Origin of the sequence: Pseudoalteromonas rubra (genome assembly GCF_005886805.2) — a bacterium.
Classification (GTDB): domain Bacteria; phylum Pseudomonadota; class Gammaproteobacteria; order Enterobacterales; family Alteromonadaceae; genus Pseudoalteromonas; species Pseudoalteromonas rubra_D.
Genome location: NZ_CP045429.1, coordinates 4,076,074 through 4,095,475 on the forward strand (window position 1 = coordinate 4,076,074; position 19,402 = coordinate 4,095,475).

The window sequence follows — 19,402 nt, forward strand, 5'->3', positions numbered from 1 at the left end:
CGAATTAAAAATAATCCGGATTATTATTTTCTGTGCTATCGGCCCAGACAGTCGCATCATGATGACGGCTTTTAACAACTCAGGATCAAAATGACAGCGCTGACATTTAACTTTACGTTAAAATTTAGCCTTTTTCTAGTTAGTTTTGTAATCAACTGTCCTCAGTTTGGGGAAGTAATAACACCTTCCCCATAACAGAGTAACCAGACAATTAGTCTAACTGGGTGGTACGACTGAACTTTTTATCGCCTAAACGGGTACGTAACAGTACGCCGTCAACGTTACTTACACTCATCGGAGCTGTGTAAGTTTGCCAACTAACACCACTATCAAGGCTGACCTCAATCGTTAGGTACTCAAATGCACTGTTGGCATGTAACTGACCGTCAATCACTTTTGCCCCAGGTACAGGTAAGTTCACATTAACGCCAGCTTTTTCTAACTTTGTCAGTTCTTTTAACGCCAGTGCAGCTGAAAATCCATACCAATCCTGAGCAAAGCGTTTCTTGTCAATATGCGCACCTTCCCAGCTCGCTTTATGCCAGGCTCGCTCTGCCATTGCCAGTAGACGCGGGAACACCATTGCCTGTACCTGTGCTTCAGTACGGATAGTTTCACTCCAGACCTGACCCTGAATACCGAGGATGTTTTCTGGCTTTTCTAGCGCAGGCATCGCGCGACCGACCAGAGCCTCTAGGTTTTCAATCGGTGCACCACTGCGCGTAAAATCGGCATTGGCATAAACATCATCCGGCATGTAGCTAAACGTTTTTTTGCTATCAGTATAGCGCGCGGCCCAATAATATCCGCGTTCAGCAGGGTGCGGCTCATAAGGGTGATCAAAGTACAGGTGCGTGCCATGTGATAACACAACCTGGTAGCCATCATTTGCCAGACGATGTGCCCTGTCAGCAACCCCCCATTCCCAGATATTATCCCAAACATTTGCTGTAAAGACTTCATTTGGAAATGCATCACGGTTAAATGGGTTGACCCGGTCATACATCAGACCGTCTTCCCATGCCCCCGGGGCAATTCCGCGTTTTGCAAACAGCGTTGCAACACGTTGAGTAAAGTAAGGTTTCAAATCAGTCGGGCCTGCAACCCCATTATTGGGATCGGCAAACATAGCCTGACAGACAGGAGAGTCTACCCAGGAACCAGCCCCGACTTCATCTCCGCCGAAGTGCAGATTCGTCAGACGCGTACCAGCTTCTCGATACATGCCTTGCAATTCATAAGTAACTTTTTCAATGAATGCGTAAGTCGAGTCCTGACACACATTCATAGAATTATCAGTATAATTCTGCACTGTGATGTACTTTGAGGTGTCCTGAGGATCGCTCAGTAAATAAGCACGTGCCAGCTCAGGTTTGCCTGCTTCCATGAGTGTATGATAACGCGCTTCCATTGCCTTGATTGATGCTCTTGCATGGCCTGGACCTTCAATCTCAGGGATGATCTGGACATGACGTGCTTTGGCAAATTTCAGTAGTTCCACAAATTCATCTCGGGTCAGATACCCGTTACCCGAACCTGTTTTGTGCGGGCCTGTTCCAAGCTGTGTAAGTAAACACTCACGCTCCTCTAAGTCAAAGCAGCGATATGCTCCAATATCGGTCAGCTCTGGTAAACCCGGGATCTCCAACCGCCACCCTTCATCTTCAGAAAAGTGCCAGTGGAACTTGTTCAGTTTGTAGCGCCCCATTTGCTCAACCAGCTTGAACAGAGCCTCCTTACCATGATAATTGCGACCGTTATCATAGTGCATACCACGCCAGCCAAAACGCGGCGCATCCTTGATGTCGACGTTAGGCACGCTGACCTGGCCTTGTTGCTCAGCCGGGAATAAAGCAAGCAAACTCTGAATACCATAAAACACACCTGCGTTGTCATGGCCTGTGATCACGATTTTGTCGTCGTCAACTTCGAGCTGGTAGCCTTCACTGCCCAGTTCGGCTAATTCTGCGACTTGCAAATAAATGGTCTTGGTTTTACCGGCACTGATGTGGTCTGGTTGGGCGTCCAGCTGAAGCCCATAGTCGGCCAAATCTTCCTGAAATACCGAAACTTCGCTCTTTAGCCTGCCCGCATAACGGATCTGCCATTGGTTACTGAGCTCAGCATAACCCCGGTTAAAATCGACATCCATTGGTTTGGGAATAATGCGTTTCAAGGCATCTTCGCGTGAAAGCTTGCCAGTCTGCTGATTTTGCTCATAACGCCATGATGCTGTAGCGCGCGGAGATAAATCCTCTGGCTCGGCATGACGATCCAGCTGGTTATCACGCACAATTGGGGCAACAAAATCCAGCATATTCTCACTGTCTGTGTTGGCGAATACAGCCGGCTTTGCGTTACCACTAACCATAAAAGCCCGGGGCATAAAGTCGGTATATGCAGCTATCCAGGCAGCAGCTTCATAAGGGATTTCCAAGGTTTCACCCGGCTTTAACCCGGCGAATGCTTTGGTCGGTACTAAACGATGCAAATCACCATTCACATGTTCAAACTTTAGGCCAGCGGCCTGTTGCGTGGCAACTTTTCTGATTGAGTGGAAATAGATCTGCCAGTCACTTTCACCGGCCGGTAAGGCAATTTTGGAGTTATTTTGTAAGGTAATAGAAGCCAGAAAACTGCTGCTGCCATTATGGTGATTATTTTCTACCGCAAACATAAAGGTGGTGTTATCAGTAAAGGCTTGCAGTTGCGAGCTATCCCAGGCGGCTTTAGCCATCATCGGGACTAAAAGCGTGGCCGCGATGGCCCGGGTGAGCAGTTTTTTCTGTATTTTCATTCCGGCTCCTTAACCTGCGCTGAGCGCAAACTTCAAATTGTTGTAAATACCATCATATAGAAGAAAAAATGACAGCGCTATCAATTTTTCCTTACAAGATCTCTATATTCAATTTTATCAATCGGTTAATACAAAAAAGCCGCCATATTCTGGCGGCTAAAATAGCAGTAAACACTTACCAGATTTTGACCCGCTCTTGCGGTTTGAGATACATTTTGTCGCCTTCTTTAACATCAAACGCATCATAAAATGCAGGCATATTAGGCAACACCCCAATGACACGATAGTGGCTGGGTGAATGCGAATCGGTCATCAAACGATTACGCAATTCTTCATCACGATATTGTCGACGCCAGATCTGTGCCCATCCCATAAAAAAGCGCTGCTCGCCGGTGTAACCATCAATCACAGGGGCGGGCTTGCCTTCAAGGGATAATTGGTAAGCTTTTAACGCCACACTCAGGCCGCCTAAATCCCCAATGTTTTCACCCAGCGTCAGTTCGCCGTTCACATTTGCGTCTTCAAAAGGCTGATACTGATTATATTGCTCAACCAGCTTCTGACTGCGCGCCTGGAATTGCGCCAGATCTTGTTCACTCCACCAATTGCGTAAGTTGCCATCACCGTCATATTTGGCCCCCTGATCGTCAAACCCATGACCGAGCTCATGGCCAATGACGGCACCAATCGCGCCATAGTTAACAGCATCGTCCGCGTCCAGGTTAAAAAATGGGGGTTGCAAAATGGCCGCAGGGAACACAATTTCATTATTCACAGGATTATAGTAGGCATTCACCGTTTGCGGTGTCATGAACCACTCACTGCGATCAACCGGTTTGTCGACCTTGCCCACCATGTCCTGATAGGCCCACTCATTATAACGGACATAGTTGCCCACCAGATCGTCGGCGTTGATCTCCAGGCCAGAGTAGTCACGCCATTTGTCCGGATAGCCAATTTTAGGTGTAAACTTGCTTAACTTGACCTTCGCGGCCTGCTTTGTTTCAGCACTCATCCACTCCAGCTCATCAATTGACTGGTCAAATCCTTTGATCAAATTATCGACCAGCTCTCCCATGCGGGCTTTGGCTTCTGGCGGAAAGTACTCTTTGACATAAATTTTACCCAGCAGCTCGCCCAATACGTCATTGCTGGCATTCACCGCTTTCTTCCACACAGGTGCCTGCTCTTCAAGCCCGCGCAGCGTTTTACCATAGAAGTTAAACTTCAGGTCAACCGCCGTTTTATGTAGCAGCTGTGCATAGTCGCTGGCAAAGTGGAAAGTCAGATAATCACGCCAGGCGGTTATTTCAGTGGTGCCAATCAAATCAGATAAGCCTTGCAGATAACTTGGCTGAGTCACGACCAGCTCTTTGGTCTCTAAACCAAACCCTTTCAGGTAAGCTGAGAGGTCAAAATTTGGCAGTTGTGCATTCAACGTATCAACCTGAAACTTATTATAGGTTTTATCCGCATCCCGGCTTTCAACCCGTGACCACTGAATTTCAGCTAAAGCGGTTTCAAGTGCCATGATGTGCTTAGCCGCTTGCTGCGCACGGGGCTGATCATAACCCATAACCTGCAACAAGCGTTCGATATACTGGCTATATTCGGCGCGAATGCGTGTGAATTTTTCCGTATCCTGAAGATAAAAATCACGATCAGGTAAACCCAAGCCTGATTGCCACAGGTATAGTGTATTCACGGTCGAGTTTTTAGCATCGTTGTTTGCATACCAGCTAAGTGGTGTGGTACCACCCTGAGATAAAGCCCGGGCAAATAATGCTGGCAACTCAGATTTATTTTGTAATGCCTGAAACGGTGCCAGGTAAGACTCCAACGGTGTTGTCCCCAACTCTTCCCGAGCCAATTCATCCGTATAACTTCGATAGAAATCACCCAGTTTAGCTTCATCCGAACCGGGCTTGGCCTGATCGTTACTCGCAGCCTGCTCCAGTGTTTTTCGCAGTGCTTTTTGTGATGCATCATACAGTTCGGTGAATGAACCATAATTCGATTTGTCTGCCGGTATCTCTGTGCGCGCTAACCACTTGCCGTTTACGTGATAATAAAAATCATCCTGTGCTCGAACGGCACTGTCAATATTATTCAACGCGATCCCTGAGTTTAGCTTACTCTCAGCTTGAGTAACTTCTGATTGCGATTCGGTTTTCACAGGCTCGCTACAAGCTGTCAGACCTAGTGCAAGTGCAACCGCGGCAGCAGTGACTGTTATATTCTTCATCTTTATACCCTTAACATCAAATTTGCTCAACGACCGTTGTTACTGATCCACGCCATACTGTTGTGCCAGCGCTTCAAGGATCGCCACATTGGCTGCTGGAAAAGCCAATTGATTGAGCTCATTCCAGTTTACCCACTGACTGGGTTGCCCTTCCAGACCCACTGCGTGTCCCGAAAAATCTTCGACCTTATGCACTTCCAGTTTAACCTGTTTATCGCCATAGTCATGCTCAATCACGAGTAAATGTTCAGAACTATGCACATCAATACCAATTTCTTCTTTTAACTCTCTGGCTAAAGCTTGAGTTACCGTCTCCTGCGCTTCAATCTTTCCACCCGGGAACTCCCATAGCCCACCCTGGTGCTGTTCTTTCGCGCGTTTACATACAAAAAACTGTGCATCCCGAATGATGACACCGACCGCTACATTCACAATTTTCTTTGTCATATCTAACTCAAATATTCTGTTTTTCTGAGATAAAAAAAGCGACTCTAGGTCGCTTTTTCATAGGGTTTCTGCAAGCTTATTTCAGCTTACCGCAACACTGTTTGTACTTTTTACCCGATTTACATGGGCACGGTTCGTTACGTCCAACTTTAGGCTCAGTGCGTGCAGCGACCGCAGCACCTTGTGGTGCTTCACCGCCCACAGGCTCAGACTCTTCATGCTGATACTGACGTGGAGCCTGCTCGCTACGACGATGCTGCTCTTCAACTTTCTCAACATCCTCTTCAGCACGCACCTGCACTTTGCTTAATACTCCGACCACGTCAACCTTAAGGTTTTCGAGCATTTCAGAGAACAATTCAAACGACTCGCGCTTGTATTCCTGTTTCGGGTTTTTCTGTGCATAACCACGTAAGTGGATGCCCTGACGTAAATGGTCCATTGCCGCAAGATGGTCTTTCCAGTGCTGATCCAGGCTTTGTAGCATCACAGCCTTTTCAAACTGACGCAGTACCTGTGCACCAACCATCTCTTCTTTTTGCTTATATGAGGCATCAATTTCTTCGCCGATACGCTCGCGTAAACGCTCTTCGTACAGCTTGTTGTCTTCCTCAAGCCATTGCGCAATCGGTAGCTCAACCATAAAGTCATTCTTCAGGCGTTCTTCAAGGCCCGGAATATCCCACATTTCAGCCAGGCTCTGCGGCGGAATATACTGATCAATCGCGCTATTGATGACATCACCCCGGATAGCTGAAATCGTTTCAGAAATATCACCTTCTTCCAGCAGCTCATTGCGTTGCTCATACACCACTCGACGCTGGTCATTGGCAACATCATCGTACTCAAGCAGCTGTTTACGAATATCAAAGTTACGTGCTTCGACTTTGCGCTGCGCATTTTCAATCGCACGGTTAACCCAAGGATGCTCAATCGCTTCACCACGTTGCATGCCCAGTTTGCGCATCATGTTGGTCATACGCTCACCGGCAAAAATACGCATCAATGCATCGTCCATTGACAGGTAGAAACGACTTGAGCCCGCATCCCCCTGACGACCAGAACGACCACGTAGCTGGTTATCGATACGGCGAGATTCATGACGCTCAGTACCGATAATGTGCAGACCCCCCGCTTCCAGAACAGCGTCATGTCGCTTCTGCCACTGTGCCTTTATGTCGTCAATCTGCGAATCGCTTGGGTTTTCCAGCTTGGACACGTCATTCTGCCAGTTACCACCCAGCATGATGTCCGTCCCCCGGCCAGCCATGTTGGTTGCAATCGTCACGGTACCCGGTAAACCCGCATCTGCAATGATATCAGCTTCCTGTGCGTGGAATTTCGCATTCAGGACATTGTGCTCAATTTTTTCCTTACGCAGGAAGTGCGACAGGTATTCAGAGCTTTCGATGGAAATGGTACCAACCAGGACAGGTTGACCACGCTTCTGACAATCGCGAATATCGGTCAGAATTGCTTCGAACTTTTCATCCTGAGTTAGATAAACCAGATCAGCACGATCATCACGGATCATTGGCTTGTTGGTTGGGATAACCACCGTATCCAATCCATAGATGGACTGGAATTCAAACGCTTCTGTATCAGCGGTACCCGTCATCCCCGCCAGTTTGTCATATAAACGGAAATAGTTCTGGAAGGTAATGGAAGCCAACGTTTGGTTTTCATTCTGGATACGCACATTCTCTTTTGCTTCCACCGCCTGGTGCAAGCCTTCAGACCAGCGACGTCCTTCCATCGTACGACCTGTGTGTTCATCAACAATGATGACTTCATTATCTTTTACAACATAGTCGACATCTTTTTGATACAGTTTGTGTGCACGCAACGCCGCATAGACATGGCTAAGCAACGTAATGTTACCTGCTGAATACAGCGAGTCGCCTTCTTCAATCAGGCCATTTTTAACCAATAACTCTTCAACTTTAACCTGACCACGCTCGGTTAAATGTACCTGCTTGCTCTTTTCGTCTAATGTGAAATCACCATCACCTTCGACACCTTCTTCATCTTCCTTTTCCTGTAAGGTCAGTTCAGGCACGATTGTATTGATCTTAGTGTATAGCTCAGAGCTGTCTTCTGCCGGACCAGAAATAATCAAGGGTGTACGCGCTTCATCGATCAGGATGGAGTCAACTTCATCCACAACGGCGTAGTGCAATGGGCGCTGAACGCGCTCTTCAATGCTAAACGCCATATTGTCGCGCAGATAATCAAAACCGAATTCATTGTTGGTACCGTAGGTAATATCCGCCGCGTATGCTTCTTTTTTCTGAGCAGGCATCATACCCGGCACATTACAGCCAACTGTCAGGCCCAGAAACTCAAATAATGGACGGTTATTCTCAGCATCACGTTTGGCCAGATAGTCGTTCACAGTAATGACATGTACGCCTTTGCCCGTCAAACCATTTAAATAGGCAGGCAGTGTCGCGGTGAGTGTTTTACCTTCACCTGTACGCATTTCAGAAATTCGACCCTGGTGCAGCACGATACCACCGATCATTTGCACGTCAAAGTGACGCATGCCAAATACCCGTTTAGAGGCTTCTCGCACCGTCGCAAAGGCTTCAGGAAGCATGTCGTCCAGGTTAGCACCTTGCTCAAATCTTTGTCTGAATTCCGCGGTTTTAGCTTGCAGTTGTTCGTCTGACAGCGCCTTGTATTGTTCTTCTAGGGCGTTTATCAGGGCGACCGTTTTTCTCAGATTTTTAATCATTCGGTCGTTGCGGCTACCAAAAATCTTGGTAAAAATTTTCGTTATCATGTTTAAACCATTTCACTCATCTATTTGCGAGCACCTACTTGGGTAACGCGGTTATCACGCTCGCTCGTCCTGTTGGCGACAAAGTCGGACCTTGCTGTGTGCCGAGTTAAATTTGTGCCCTATCATACCAGACTATGCGCGTCTGCAAACCATCAAAAAGTAATCTGTTCCTATTTAACCATACAAGTCAGGCGAAACACACCCAAACCATCTCATGACACACCGGCAATGCCGCATTATCGGCTTCCAGAAAAAGAAAAGAGACACAGTTTTCGAGGTACTAACCCTATCTATGTGGGCTATGCCTGCGTATTTCAACCGTCACCACAAACGCATTGTGCTATCTGTAATGACGCGCACGCGTTATACTTAAAGGGAAGTGGCCGATTGCCTGTAAGGTACACGCTAGTGAGTTATTACTATGAGTAAAAACCGATTTGATCCGAAACCCCTGGACGAGTTAGCCGGCAGCTGGTCGGATAAACTGCATGGTTATGTGCAAAAAGCACAAGGCATCGCTGAATTACAACAGCCCCTGCACAATGCGCTGGGCCCCGTGCTAAGTAAAAAATGCCGTGTTGCCAACTATCAAGATGGGACCCTATACGTTGAAGCCGCATCAGCGACCTTAGCAACCCGATTAAATTACCTGAAAATGGAGATCCTGAGCAGTTTTCGAGCAGCAGGTTTGCACGATTGTTGTCAAGTGAAAATAGGCACAAATCCCGAAGCACAACAGCGCCTGACTCAGCCTGTGAACCAGGTAAAAGCACCACAGAAAACGTATACTGGCCGGCACATGAGTGCACAAACAGCAGACGATTTAATGGCGCTTGCCGAGCTTGCTCCAGCCGGATTAAAGGAAAAATTACTGCGCCTTGCTAAACATGGCGGACAAAAAAAATGACGCTAAAGAGCGTCATTTTCTTAACTTAATTTGCGATTCAGGCAGTGGCTAGAGTCGAATCCACTTCCATGCCTGGTGCCGGCATGGTCACTGGCTCGTCGAATGTTGCCCATTCCCAAGCAGATTCTGTCGCCATAACCTGACGCAATAACTTGTTGTTCAGACCGTGTCCTGATTTAAAACACGTAATCTTACCTAAGATATTGTGCCCTGCCATAAACATATCACCAACACAGTCCAGGATTTTATGCTTAACAAACTCATCTTTATAGCGTAACCCGTTCGGATTCAGCACTTTGAATTCATCCAAAACTACCGCATTATCCATGCTGCCGCCTAACGCAAGGTTGTTGGCATGCATGTACTCGATGTCTTTCATAAAACCAAAAGTACGCGCTCGACTGATCTCTTCAGTAAAGCTTTGCGCTGTGATGTCCAGGCCAATACGTTGGCGGCTGGCATTAATAGCCGGGTGATTAAACGCAATTTCAAAATCAATATGAAAGCCATCGTAAGGTTCAATTTCTGCCCACTTATCGCCGTCTTCCACGCGCACTTTTTCTTTGATACGAATAAAGCGCTTCGCCTGATTCTGCTCTGCAATCCCACCTTTTTGCAGCAAGTAAATGAAAGGTAATGCACTACCGTCCATAATTGGTACTTCTGCACTATCCAGCTCAACGATCAGGTTATCAATTCCCAATGCAGCAACAGCAGCAATAAGATGCTCCGTTGTTGACAAACGAACACCATCTTTGTTGGTTAAACAAGTACACAATTGCGTGTCGCCCACAGCTTCAGGGGTTGTTTCAAAATCGACAACCGGGTCGAGATCTACGCGACGAAATACGATCCCCGTATTTACGCTCGCAGGTCGGAGAGTGATCGTGACCTTTTCACCTTTGTGTAATCCTACACCTGTGGCTTTAACGACTTCAGCAATCGTTCGTTGTTTTATCATAGGTTCGTCCGCTTCTGACTGGTTAATGAATAAATAGACCGCAAATTCTATCACAGATAGAACCAGCTGCCAATCGTTTGTTTTTTAACCTGACCTTAGTCAGATTGTTTGCGTAAAAACGCAGGGATATCAAAGTAATCCCCTTTTTCCTTGCCACCAGCGCTATTCGAAGATGCAGGTGCACTCGTCGATTTAGGCTCAGATGGTGCAGTACTACCTTGCTCAGGCTCATTGCCTTCACTGGCTGTTTGCGTAAAACTTGGCACAAACATACTTTGTCCTTTGCCACCTTCGCTGTCAGAGCCAACCGCCTTTTTCAGGCCATTATCAACAATGCCAAATTGTGGCTTGCGCTCACCACCGAGTCCAGTAGCAACCACAGTCACACGCAGCTCTTCGCTCATTTCAGGGTCGATAACCGCACCCACAACTACTGTTGCATTTTCAGACGCCAATGCTTTCACATGGTTCCCCACAATCTCAAATTCTTCGATTGTGATGTCCATACCTGCGGTGATGTTAACCAAGATGCCTTTAGCGCCCGTTAAATCAACATCCTCAAGCAGTGGGCTGGAAATCGCAGCTTCAGCCGCTTCCTGTGCCCGATCTGGACCACTGGCCGCAGCGGTGCCCATCATTGCAGTACCCATCGCAGACATAACCGTACGTACGTCCGCGAAGTCCACATTGATCAAACCTGAACGTGTAATTAGCTCAGCAATGCCCTGCACCGCGCCGTACAATACGTCATTCGCTTTAGCGAAGGCATCTAATAATGTAGTGCCTTTACCCAAAACTTTAAGTAACTTGTTGTTAGGAATTGTGATGAGTGAATCTACAATTTCTGACAACTCACCTATGCCTTGATCGGCAGCAGCCATACGCTTCTTGCCTTCCAGGTCGAAAGGACGCGTTACAACAGCGACAGTCAGGATACCGAGCTCTTTGGCAACACGTGCCACAACGGGTGCTGCGCCTGTGCCTGTTCCGCCACCCATACCGGCAGCGATAAACACCATATCGGCTCCTTCCAGGCTGGCTTTGATAGCCTCAACATCTTCTTCTGCTGCGCTGCGACCTACTTCAGGATTCGCACCGGCACCCAGACCTTGTGTGATCTGAGTCCCCAGCTGCACAGTCACATCGGCTGACGACTTACGCAGTGCCTGCGCATCCGTGTTCGCCACAATGAAGCGAACGCCTTCAATTTCCTGCTTTACCATGTGTTCTACGGCATTACCGCCGCCGCCACCAACGCCGATGACTTTAATAACGGCTTCTTCGCCGTGTTGTTCCATAATATCAAACATCTTCACTCTCCGACTTGAGCTTAAAACTCGCCTTGGAACCACTTAGTGATCCGGTTCCACCAACCATCTTCGGCATCCGCTTTTGTCCTGTGTGCATTCTTGACTTGCAGCGTACGGCCGTATTGTAACAAACCTACCGCTGTTGCGTATGCCGGATCATCAACATAATCGGTTAACCCTGTTATCCCTACAGGCTTACCAACACGAACGGGCATCTGGAAGATATCTTCTGCCACTTCCAATGCACCTTTCATTTTTGCACTGCCGCCGGTCAGTACGATCCCTGCGGCAATCTGATCTTCAAATCCAGAACGTCGGATCTCTTCAAGCACCAGCTCAAACAGCTCTCGAAATCTGGGCTCGACGACCTCAGATAAGGTATGCCGAGACATAATTCGCGCAGGTCGCCCCCCTACGCTGGGTACTTCAATCGTTTCTTCGTTGCTGGCCATCTGGCTACTGGCATAGGCATATTGTACCTTCAGCGATTCCGCGTGAGAAATAGGGGTGCGGAAAATTTTTGCAATGTCTCCAGTCACCTGGTTACCAGCGACCGGGATCACGGCAGTATGACGCAGTGCGCCATTAACATAGATAGCAATGTCCATGGTACCACCACCAATATCCACCACTGCCACGCCCAGCTCTTTCTCATCTTCAGTAAGTACAGAGTAGCAGGATGCCAGTGCCGTAAAGGTCAGCTGGTCGACTTGTAAACCACAACGCTCGACGCATTTCTCGATGTTTTTTGCCATGTCATTTGAGCAGGTAATGATGTGCGCCTTAGCTTCCATTCTCACTCCACTCATACCCAGTGGGTTTTTAATGCCTTCTTGCATGTCCACACTGTATTCCTGAGGCAGTGAGTGCAACATCTTACGTTCAGCTGACATAGGCACTGAACGTGCAATGTGGATCACATTGGCAATGTCGTCATCGGTAATTTCCGCGTTATTGTTAATCGCAACCACACCACTTTCGTTCTGGCACTGAATGTGTTTACCCGAAATCCCCAAATATACTGAACTAATTCGACAATCAGCCATCAACTCGGCTTCATCAACGGCCCGCTTGATGGAGTCAGACACCAGGTTCAAGTCATTCACGCCACCCTTATCCATGCCATGGGCAACCTGATTCCCGACACCTACAATACTCAACTGGTTGTCTGCGGTGATCTCCCCAACCGTTGCGACCACCTTGGAGGTGCCCACATCCAGTCCAATCACTAAGTTTCTCTCTGCCGACTTGGTCATGCTTTACTCTTATCTTTATTGTCTTCGTTCTGGCTGAACTTCCAGCTAACCGCCAGTCCCGTATCATACCTCAGGTCAATCACATCGACCTGAGCTCCCTCAGGCTTTTCCAGCCTCGGATAAACATCTATAAATCGTTGCACACGCTGTGCTTTGTCTTCCCGACCGAGGTTAAGCCGTATGCCATTATCCAACCATAGCTGCCAGGCAAAACGCTCAGAGAGTGCCAGGCTGACCAAATTAAACTGATTGACAGCCAGCATTTCTTTTAATTGTAAAAACGTCTGCCAGGCTTCCACTTCACTGCCTTCCGGACCATACAGCTCGGGCAAAGTCTCTGGCAGTCGTGTGCTGTTAGCCTGAAATACGCCACCAGCATGATTTAATAACAGGTCACTGTTCCAATACGCTACTGGTTGATGCTCCACTACATATACCTGCAAAGCATCTGGCCACTGCTTCCTGACTGAGACAGTGGCTACCCAAGGTAACGCTTGCACAGCATCGTGTACCGCCTTGACATCCAGTTCAAAAAAACTCGACAGATCCGTTTTGCGAATCGCCAGGACGATGTCATTTTCGGCTGTGTAATAGGGCTGACCAAGCACCGTCAGCGTCTTAATTTGAGTGTCTCTGTGCTGAGTCAACCAGTCTCGGATCCACAACCCACTTTGCATCAGACCAATAAGCACTATCAGGAAAAAGCCGACACCAAACAGCAAAGACCAGTTGATGCTTTGCCTTAACGCGACGATTTTTCCCAAAAGAGCACGCATATTAAAGGGTTTGCTCCAAAATGCGAATAACTAATTGCTTAAATGACAACCCATTTTGCTTCGCGGCCATCGGCACCAGTGATTTCTCTGTCATACCGGGGACCGTATTCACTTCAAGAAGATAAAACTGGCCATTGCCATCTTGCATCGCATCCACTCGGCCCCAACCAGTTGCGCCCACCAACTCGAAAGCATGTTTAGCCATCACCTGTAACTGCTCAGTGTAAGCGGTATTGATGTCTGCCGGACAATAGTACTCCGTACTGTTGACCTGATACTTAGCCTGATAATCATAGAACCCACGAGGCGTGCGCATTTCTATCACTGGTAACGCATCTTCCCCAAGCATGGCGACGGTAAACTCGCGGCCCTCAATCCATTGTTCAATCAAAATTTCATCATCGTATTTAAATGCTTCGTTGAGCGCGGCTTGTAGCTCCTGCGCCGACGTCGCCTGAGTCATGCCGATGCTGGAACCTTCATGACTGGGTTTAACCATGACTTTGCCGAATTTGGCCATCAGTGCCGTGGTATCAATTTCCTGAGTCGCTGTGACCACACAATAACGAGCCGTACTCAGCTTGGCAGACTCAAACAATTGTTTGCAGCGGACCTTATCCATCGCTAATGCACTGCCCAACACACCGCTACCGGTATAAGGCAAGCCCATAAACTCAAGCGCCCCCTGCACAGTACCATCTTCACCACCACGACCATGCAAGGCAATAAATACCCGATCAACTTGCAGGCTTTTTAGTTCCCACAAATTACGCTCAGCCGGATCAAATGGCACCACATCAATGCCCGCTTCTTCCAGAGCGTTGATAATTGCCTGACCCGACTTTAATGACACTTCTCGCTCAGCAGACAAGCCACCCAGCAACACCGCGACTTTGCCAAACTTACTCATAATACACCTTGCTTCAGCTTTTCGACCGACAACTCTGTTGCTGCCAGTTGTTTTACGATTTGCCCAATATTCCCAGCCCCCTGAGTGATCACCAGATCGTTATCGCGTAATACATCTGCCAGAACCGCTTTTAAGTCCTGGCCATCCACAACATGGATTGGCTCCACACCGCGCTGCCTCAAGCTACGACATAAACTCTTACTGTCAGCCCCGACAATGGGGCTTTCCCCCGCACTATACACATCTAACAACAACAACTGATCGACTTCGCTGAGCACTTTCACAAAGTCTTCATAAAGGTCACGGGTACGGGTATAACGGTGCGGTTGATACAACATAACCAGACGTTTGTCGGGCCAGCCTGCACGAGCTGCACGGATCGTCACAGCCACTTCCGACGGGTGATGACCATAGTCATCTACCAACATCACTTCACCACGTTCATTTTGGAACGAGCCATAGTGCTGGAAGCGGCGTCCAATCCCTGCAAATTTATCCAGAGCAGCAAGAATCGCTTCATTGCCAATCTCATGATCTTTTGCCACCGCAATGGCCGCAGTGGCATTCAGTGCATTGTGCTTACCGGGCATGCTCAACGTTACCTCGATCTGCTCACCAGATTTATGTACCACTTTAAAACAGCTGCGACTCTGCGTTTGTTCAAAGTCCACCATACGGTAATCCGCCTCGGGATTTTCCCCATAGGTAATTGCAGGTCTGGCGAACCGTGGCAATAGCTCTTTGGCTACCTCCGAGTCAGTACACACCACCGCCAGGCCATAGAACGGCAAGTTATGTATAAATTCGACATAGGTGTCTTTCATCTTTTCGAAATCACCATCATACGTATCCATATGATCCGCTTCGATGTTCGTGATCACCGAGACCATGGGCTGCAAATGCAGGAATGATGCATCACTTTCGTCCGCCTCTGCGATTAGGTAATCGCTACTCCCAACCTTCGCATTACTCCCAGCACTGTTAAGCAAGCCGCCAATAATAAAGGTTGGATCTAACCTGGCTTCAGCAAAAATACTGGCAATTAAACTGGTCGTTGTGGTTTTACCATGTGTGCCCGCCACCGCAATACCATGACGAAAACGCATCAATTCAGCCAACATCTCCGCACGGCGAACAACTGGCACCCGGGCACGCTTGGCTGCCTGGATCTCAGGGTTGCTGGTATCGATAGCACTGGAGACCACCACGACATCAGCATCCTTAATATTATTCTCATCATGGCCAATAAAGACTTCAGCCCCAGCACGAATAAGACGCTCCGTCATCGCATTCTGAGCAATGTCAGAACCCGTAATTCGGTACCCTTCAAAGGCCAATACCTCCGCAATACCGCCCATACCAGCGCCACCAATTCCGATGAAGTGGATGGTATTAATGCGCCTCATGGCTCTGCGTCTGTTAATTTCTTTCACTGTTATCTCTTTTAATTCGTTACTTCTTCGCAAATCGCTGCGACTGACTGAGTTGCAGACAGCTGAGCGCAGGCTTTTGCTTTATTCGCTTTTTCCCAGATCAGGGCATGGTCACGACAATAAGGTACCAAAGTGTCACATAAATGCTGTGCAGATAAGTCAGACTGCGGGATCAACAAGGCCGCCGACTCATCCACTAAGAAACGCGCATTAGCAGTCTGATGGTCATCAACGGCATGAGGCAAAGGCACAAACACCGCCATTTTGCCCGCGGCCGCGATCTCACTGACAGTCAAAGCACCTGCGCGACACACCACCACATCGGCCCAATCATAGGCCTGGTCCATGTCATCAATAAACTCTGCTACTTTGGCCTGCAGGCCACAGCGCTGATAGTCAGCCTCAAGGCCGGTATCATTCCCCCTGCCACTTTGATGCCAGACTTGTAAATCACACGATGTCGCCTCAATAAGCAGCGCCATAGCCTCAGGCACTGTATCATTCAACACCTTAGCCCCCAAAGAGCCGCCCACCACTAACACGTTGACAGCCTGACCTGGTCGCTTTGGACTTATCTGAGCCACGCCTGAGCGTACAGGATTACCGACAACCTCATGGCTGCGCTCGGCAAAAGCGTGGGGAAATGCAGCCAATACTCTGCTTGCAATACGTGCCAGCAATTTATTGCTCAGTCCGGCCACTGCATTTTGCTCATGGATCACCAAAGGGACCCCAGCCAACTTGGCAGCAAGGCCAACAGGTCCGGTCACATAGCCTCCCATTGCAAGAATCACATCCGGGCGGCGGTTGCGAATAATCGCCTTAGCTGCAAACACAGCTTTAAGCACCATTAACGGGGCAGTGAGCAAACGTTTAATGCCATTACCACGCACGCCTTTGACATTAACAAAATCGATGTCAATCCCATGCGCAGGTACCACTTGCGCCTCCATCCGATCTGCGGTGCCGATCCAGGATACTTGCCAGCCCTGTGCCTCAAGAGCTTTGGCCACCGCAATTCCCGGGAAAATATGTCCGCCAGTTCCACCAGCGACCACCAGTAATCGTTTGGTCATTTTTTACCTCCGCGCGAGGTTGCCTGACGCGTCGACAGCTTAGTCTCAAAGTCAATGCGCTGTAACAAACCAGCTGCAATGGTCATGATCAATAAGCTCGAGCCTCCATAGGAGATGAAGGGCAAAGTCAGCCCTTTGGTTGGTAGCATACCCGCACTGGCACCGACATTAACCACGGTCTGGAACGCAAACCAGATCCCAATACCAAGCGCTAAATAGCCTTCGTATTCTTTACCTGCTTTGAGTGCTTTTTGCCCGATGAGCAGAGCTCTGAAGACCAGTGTGGCCAGCGTCATCAAAACACAAAATACGCCGATAAACCCGAGTTCTTCAGCGACCACGGCAAAGATAAAGTCGTTATGTGCTTCCGGTAAATACTGTAACTTCTGAACGCTGTTACCCAACCCCTGACCAAACCAGCCCCCCTGGCCATAGGCCATCAGTGATTGCACTAACTGATAGCCTTTACCAAAGGGGTCTTCCCAGGGTTCAAGGAAACCAACCACACGCGCCATACGATAGGGTTCAAAAATGATCAACATCACCACCAGTAACACACCGGTCAGCATCAGAGCAAAAAACTGCCAAAGTTTTGCACCGGCCAAAAACAACAGCCCGACGGTGGTGACAAACATCACCACAACAGTCCCCAGGTCGGGCTGCATCAGGATCAAAAAAGCATACACAGCAAACACAATAATGGGTTTTGCAAACCCTTTGAGGTTTTCCTGTACTTCATCCCGTTTACGGACCAAATAGCCGGCAATATAACTAAAGAAAAACAGTTTCGCGGCTTCAGCAACCTGAAAACCGATTGGGCCAACGGGCAACCAGCGCTTTGATCCATTCACTTCGCGTCCCACAACCAGCACAACGGCCAACAGTACCAAACCCAGTAAGAGTAAATATGGATTAAATCGCTTCCACCAGGTCATGGGCACTGTGGTGCTCAGCCAGAACAACACCATTGCCATTACCAGGAACATGCTGTGGCGCGTAACAATGTGGTACGGATTATCATACAAGCGCTCAGCCACCGGCATAGATGCACTGGTCACCATTACAAACCCAATCCCAACCAGGCACAACATGGCGTACAGCAACGGTACATCGAACAACGAATCCGAAGAGGTTGGGGTGAAGTTGTGTCGCAGTGCGGTCATACTCAGCATGTCTGCCCCTCAACTAATCGACAGAACTCTTCACCACGGGCCATATAGTTGGCATACATGTCAATGCTGGCACAAGCTGGTGCCAGTAATACCAGATCTCCGGCCGTTGCCTGCTGAGCAGCCAGCGCCACCGCTTCACTCAGATTGCTGACCATTTGGCTGCGAGGGTGTAATGGCATAAAGTCAGCGCCATCCTTACCAAAACAAAAAATCGTTTTACAGTAGTGCTGTAGGGGGGCTTTGAGTGGCGACAGATCAGCCCCTTTAGCGTCCCCCCCCACAATCAACAGTATCTGGCCTTGTTCACCAGCCAAACTTTCCAGGGCCGCGACAGTCGCACCCACATTGGTTGCTTTGGAATCATTAAAATAACGTACGCCCTGTACATCAGCAACCAGCTGGCAGCGATGTGGCAGCCCTTTGAAAGTACCAAAGGCTGAAGTGAACGCGCTATCAGGTAGCCCCAGAGGAGATAATAATGCGATCACAGCCAATGCATTAAACTGGTTGTGTCTGCCTGGCATTGCCAGCACCTCTGTCGGACAAAGCTTTTTGCCATGTAATGCAAAGTAAGTCTGCCCACCTTCTTGTATTAAACAACAGTCAGCCTGCTCAAGCGCGACACTCAACGCGTTGTCATGGGGCACAAACGTCCGCGAATCTTCAGCGTTATAGACCAGACAATCGACCTGCTGATAGATACGCAACTTTGCTTTGCAATACGCAGCAAAGTCCGGGTATCTGTCCATGTGATCTTCGGTAATATTAAGGATCATTGCACTCAGACAGTGCAAACTGTGCGTCGTTTCCAGCTGAAAGCTCGACAGCTCCAATACAAATACATCAAAGTCCTGCTCCAGCAGGTCAAGCACAGATGTACCAATATTGCCACCTAACCCGACCTTCAGACCAGCTTGCTGACACACTTCAGCAGCCAGACTCACAACGGTAGATTTACCATTTGAGCCAGTCACGGCAATCACTGGCTTTTCATTCAGCCGTGCAAATAACTCCACGTCGCCGATCACTTCGACGCCAGCGGCGATAGCGTGAGCAACGCAGGTCTCGTATAACGGCACACCAGGACTGATCACAACCAGATCGGTGGCACTCAGTGCAGCCTCAGCAAGCGGGCCAAATACCGCTTCACATTCTGGCAGATTATGGTTCATCCAGTCTGCCCCTGGCGGCACAGGTCGAGAGTCAACAACTTTAGGCGTAATACCGTGGCGCACCAAAAAGCGCACAATGCCCAGACCGGTTACACCCAGTCCGAGCACAGTAATGTGTTTATTTTTTAAGGTTTCTAAATAACCCATATCAACAC

14 protein-coding genes are annotated in these 19,402 nt (G+C 48.6%); 1 reads left to right on the top strand and 13 read right to left on the bottom strand.

Features of this window, described 5'->3' with window-relative positions:
* Window positions 1-211: 211 nt before the first annotated feature.
* The 4 genes from CWC22_RS17490 to secA all read right to left on the bottom strand — a co-directional run bounded on the left by CWC22_RS17490 (window position 212) and on the right by secA (window position 8,274).
* Window positions 212-2,797, bottom strand: coding sequence for a family 20 glycosylhydrolase (locus CWC22_RS17490; protein WP_171045020.1), 2,586 nt, complete (start codon window positions 2,795-2,797; stop codon window positions 212-214).
* Between the two features lie 175 nt (window positions 2,798-2,972).
* The gene (locus tag CWC22_RS17495) at window positions 2,973-5,042 is read right to left on the bottom strand and encodes a M13 family metallopeptidase (RefSeq protein ID WP_138537432.1); all 2,070 of its coding nucleotides are present in this window, start codon (window positions 5,040-5,042) and stop codon (window positions 2,973-2,975) included.
* Between the two features lie 39 nt (window positions 5,043-5,081).
* Window positions 5,082-5,489: an 8-oxo-dGTP diphosphatase MutT gene (gene mutT, locus CWC22_RS17500; protein ID WP_125558932.1), complete on the bottom strand. Its 408-nt coding sequence runs from the start codon at window positions 5,487-5,489 to the stop codon at window positions 5,082-5,084.
* A gap of 76 nt (window positions 5,490-5,565) precedes the next feature.
* Window positions 5,566-8,274: a preprotein translocase subunit SecA gene (secA, locus tag CWC22_RS17505; protein WP_138537430.1), complete on the bottom strand. Its 2,709-nt coding sequence runs from the start codon at window positions 8,272-8,274 to the stop codon at window positions 5,566-5,568.
* Between the two features lie 421 nt (window positions 8,275-8,695).
* Between secA and CWC22_RS17510 the strand changes: the two genes are divergently transcribed.
* Complete coding sequence (locus CWC22_RS17510) at window positions 8,696-9,181, top strand: DUF721 domain-containing protein (RefSeq protein ID WP_138537428.1); 486 nt, start codon at window positions 8,696-8,698, stop codon at window positions 9,179-9,181.
* Window positions 9,182-9,218: 37 nt separating this feature from the next.
* Here CWC22_RS17510 and lpxC read toward each other — a convergent pair whose 3' ends face one another.
* The 9 genes from lpxC to murD form a co-directional block, all read right to left on the bottom strand.
* On the bottom strand, window positions 9,219-10,142 hold the full coding sequence (lpxC, locus tag CWC22_RS17515) for a UDP-3-O-acyl-N-acetylglucosamine deacetylase (RefSeq protein WP_010383639.1): 924 nt from the start codon (window positions 10,140-10,142) through the stop codon (window positions 9,219-9,221).
* A 95-nt stretch (window positions 10,143-10,237) separates the two neighbouring features.
* Window positions 10,238-11,452: a cell division protein FtsZ gene (gene ftsZ, locus CWC22_RS17520; protein ID WP_138537426.1), complete on the bottom strand. Its 1,215-nt coding sequence runs from the start codon at window positions 11,450-11,452 to the stop codon at window positions 10,238-10,240.
* Window positions 11,453-11,472: 20 nt separating this feature from the next.
* Entirely contained in the window at window positions 11,473-12,708 is a 1,236-nt protein-coding gene (ftsA, locus tag CWC22_RS17525) for a cell division protein FtsA (protein ID WP_049863436.1), read from the bottom strand.
* Entirely contained in the window at window positions 12,705-13,484 is a 780-nt protein-coding gene (locus CWC22_RS17530; RefSeq protein ID WP_125558922.1) for a cell division protein FtsQ/DivIB, read from the bottom strand. The genes ftsA and CWC22_RS17530 overlap by 4 nt, the downstream gene beginning before the upstream one ends.
* 1 nt (window position 13,485) lies before the next feature.
* Complete coding sequence (locus CWC22_RS17535) at window positions 13,486-14,394, bottom strand: D-alanine--D-alanine ligase (RefSeq protein WP_125558921.1); 909 nt, start codon at window positions 14,392-14,394, stop codon at window positions 13,486-13,488.
* On the bottom strand, window positions 14,391-15,800 hold the full coding sequence (murC, locus tag CWC22_RS17540; RefSeq protein WP_125559181.1) for a UDP-N-acetylmuramate--L-alanine ligase: 1,410 nt from the start codon (window positions 15,798-15,800) through the stop codon (window positions 14,391-14,393). Before murC ends, CWC22_RS17535 begins: the two co-directional genes overlap by 4 nt.
* Before the next feature lie 38 nt (window positions 15,801-15,838).
* Entirely contained in the window at window positions 15,839-16,903 is a 1,065-nt protein-coding gene (gene murG, locus CWC22_RS17545) for an undecaprenyldiphospho-muramoylpentapeptide beta-N-acetylglucosaminyltransferase (protein WP_138537424.1), read from the bottom strand.
* Window positions 16,900-18,075, bottom strand: a complete 1,176-nt coding sequence (gene ftsW, locus CWC22_RS17550; RefSeq protein ID WP_010383646.1) for a cell division protein FtsW — start codon at window positions 18,073-18,075, stop codon at window positions 16,900-16,902. Before ftsW ends, murG begins: the two co-directional genes overlap by 4 nt.
* Complete coding sequence (murD, locus tag CWC22_RS17555) at window positions 18,069-19,394, bottom strand: UDP-N-acetylmuramoyl-L-alanine--D-glutamate ligase (protein ID WP_138537422.1); 1,326 nt, start codon at window positions 19,392-19,394, stop codon at window positions 18,069-18,071. Before murD ends, ftsW begins: the two co-directional genes overlap by 7 nt.
* Between the last annotated feature and the right edge of the window lie 8 nt (window positions 19,395-19,402).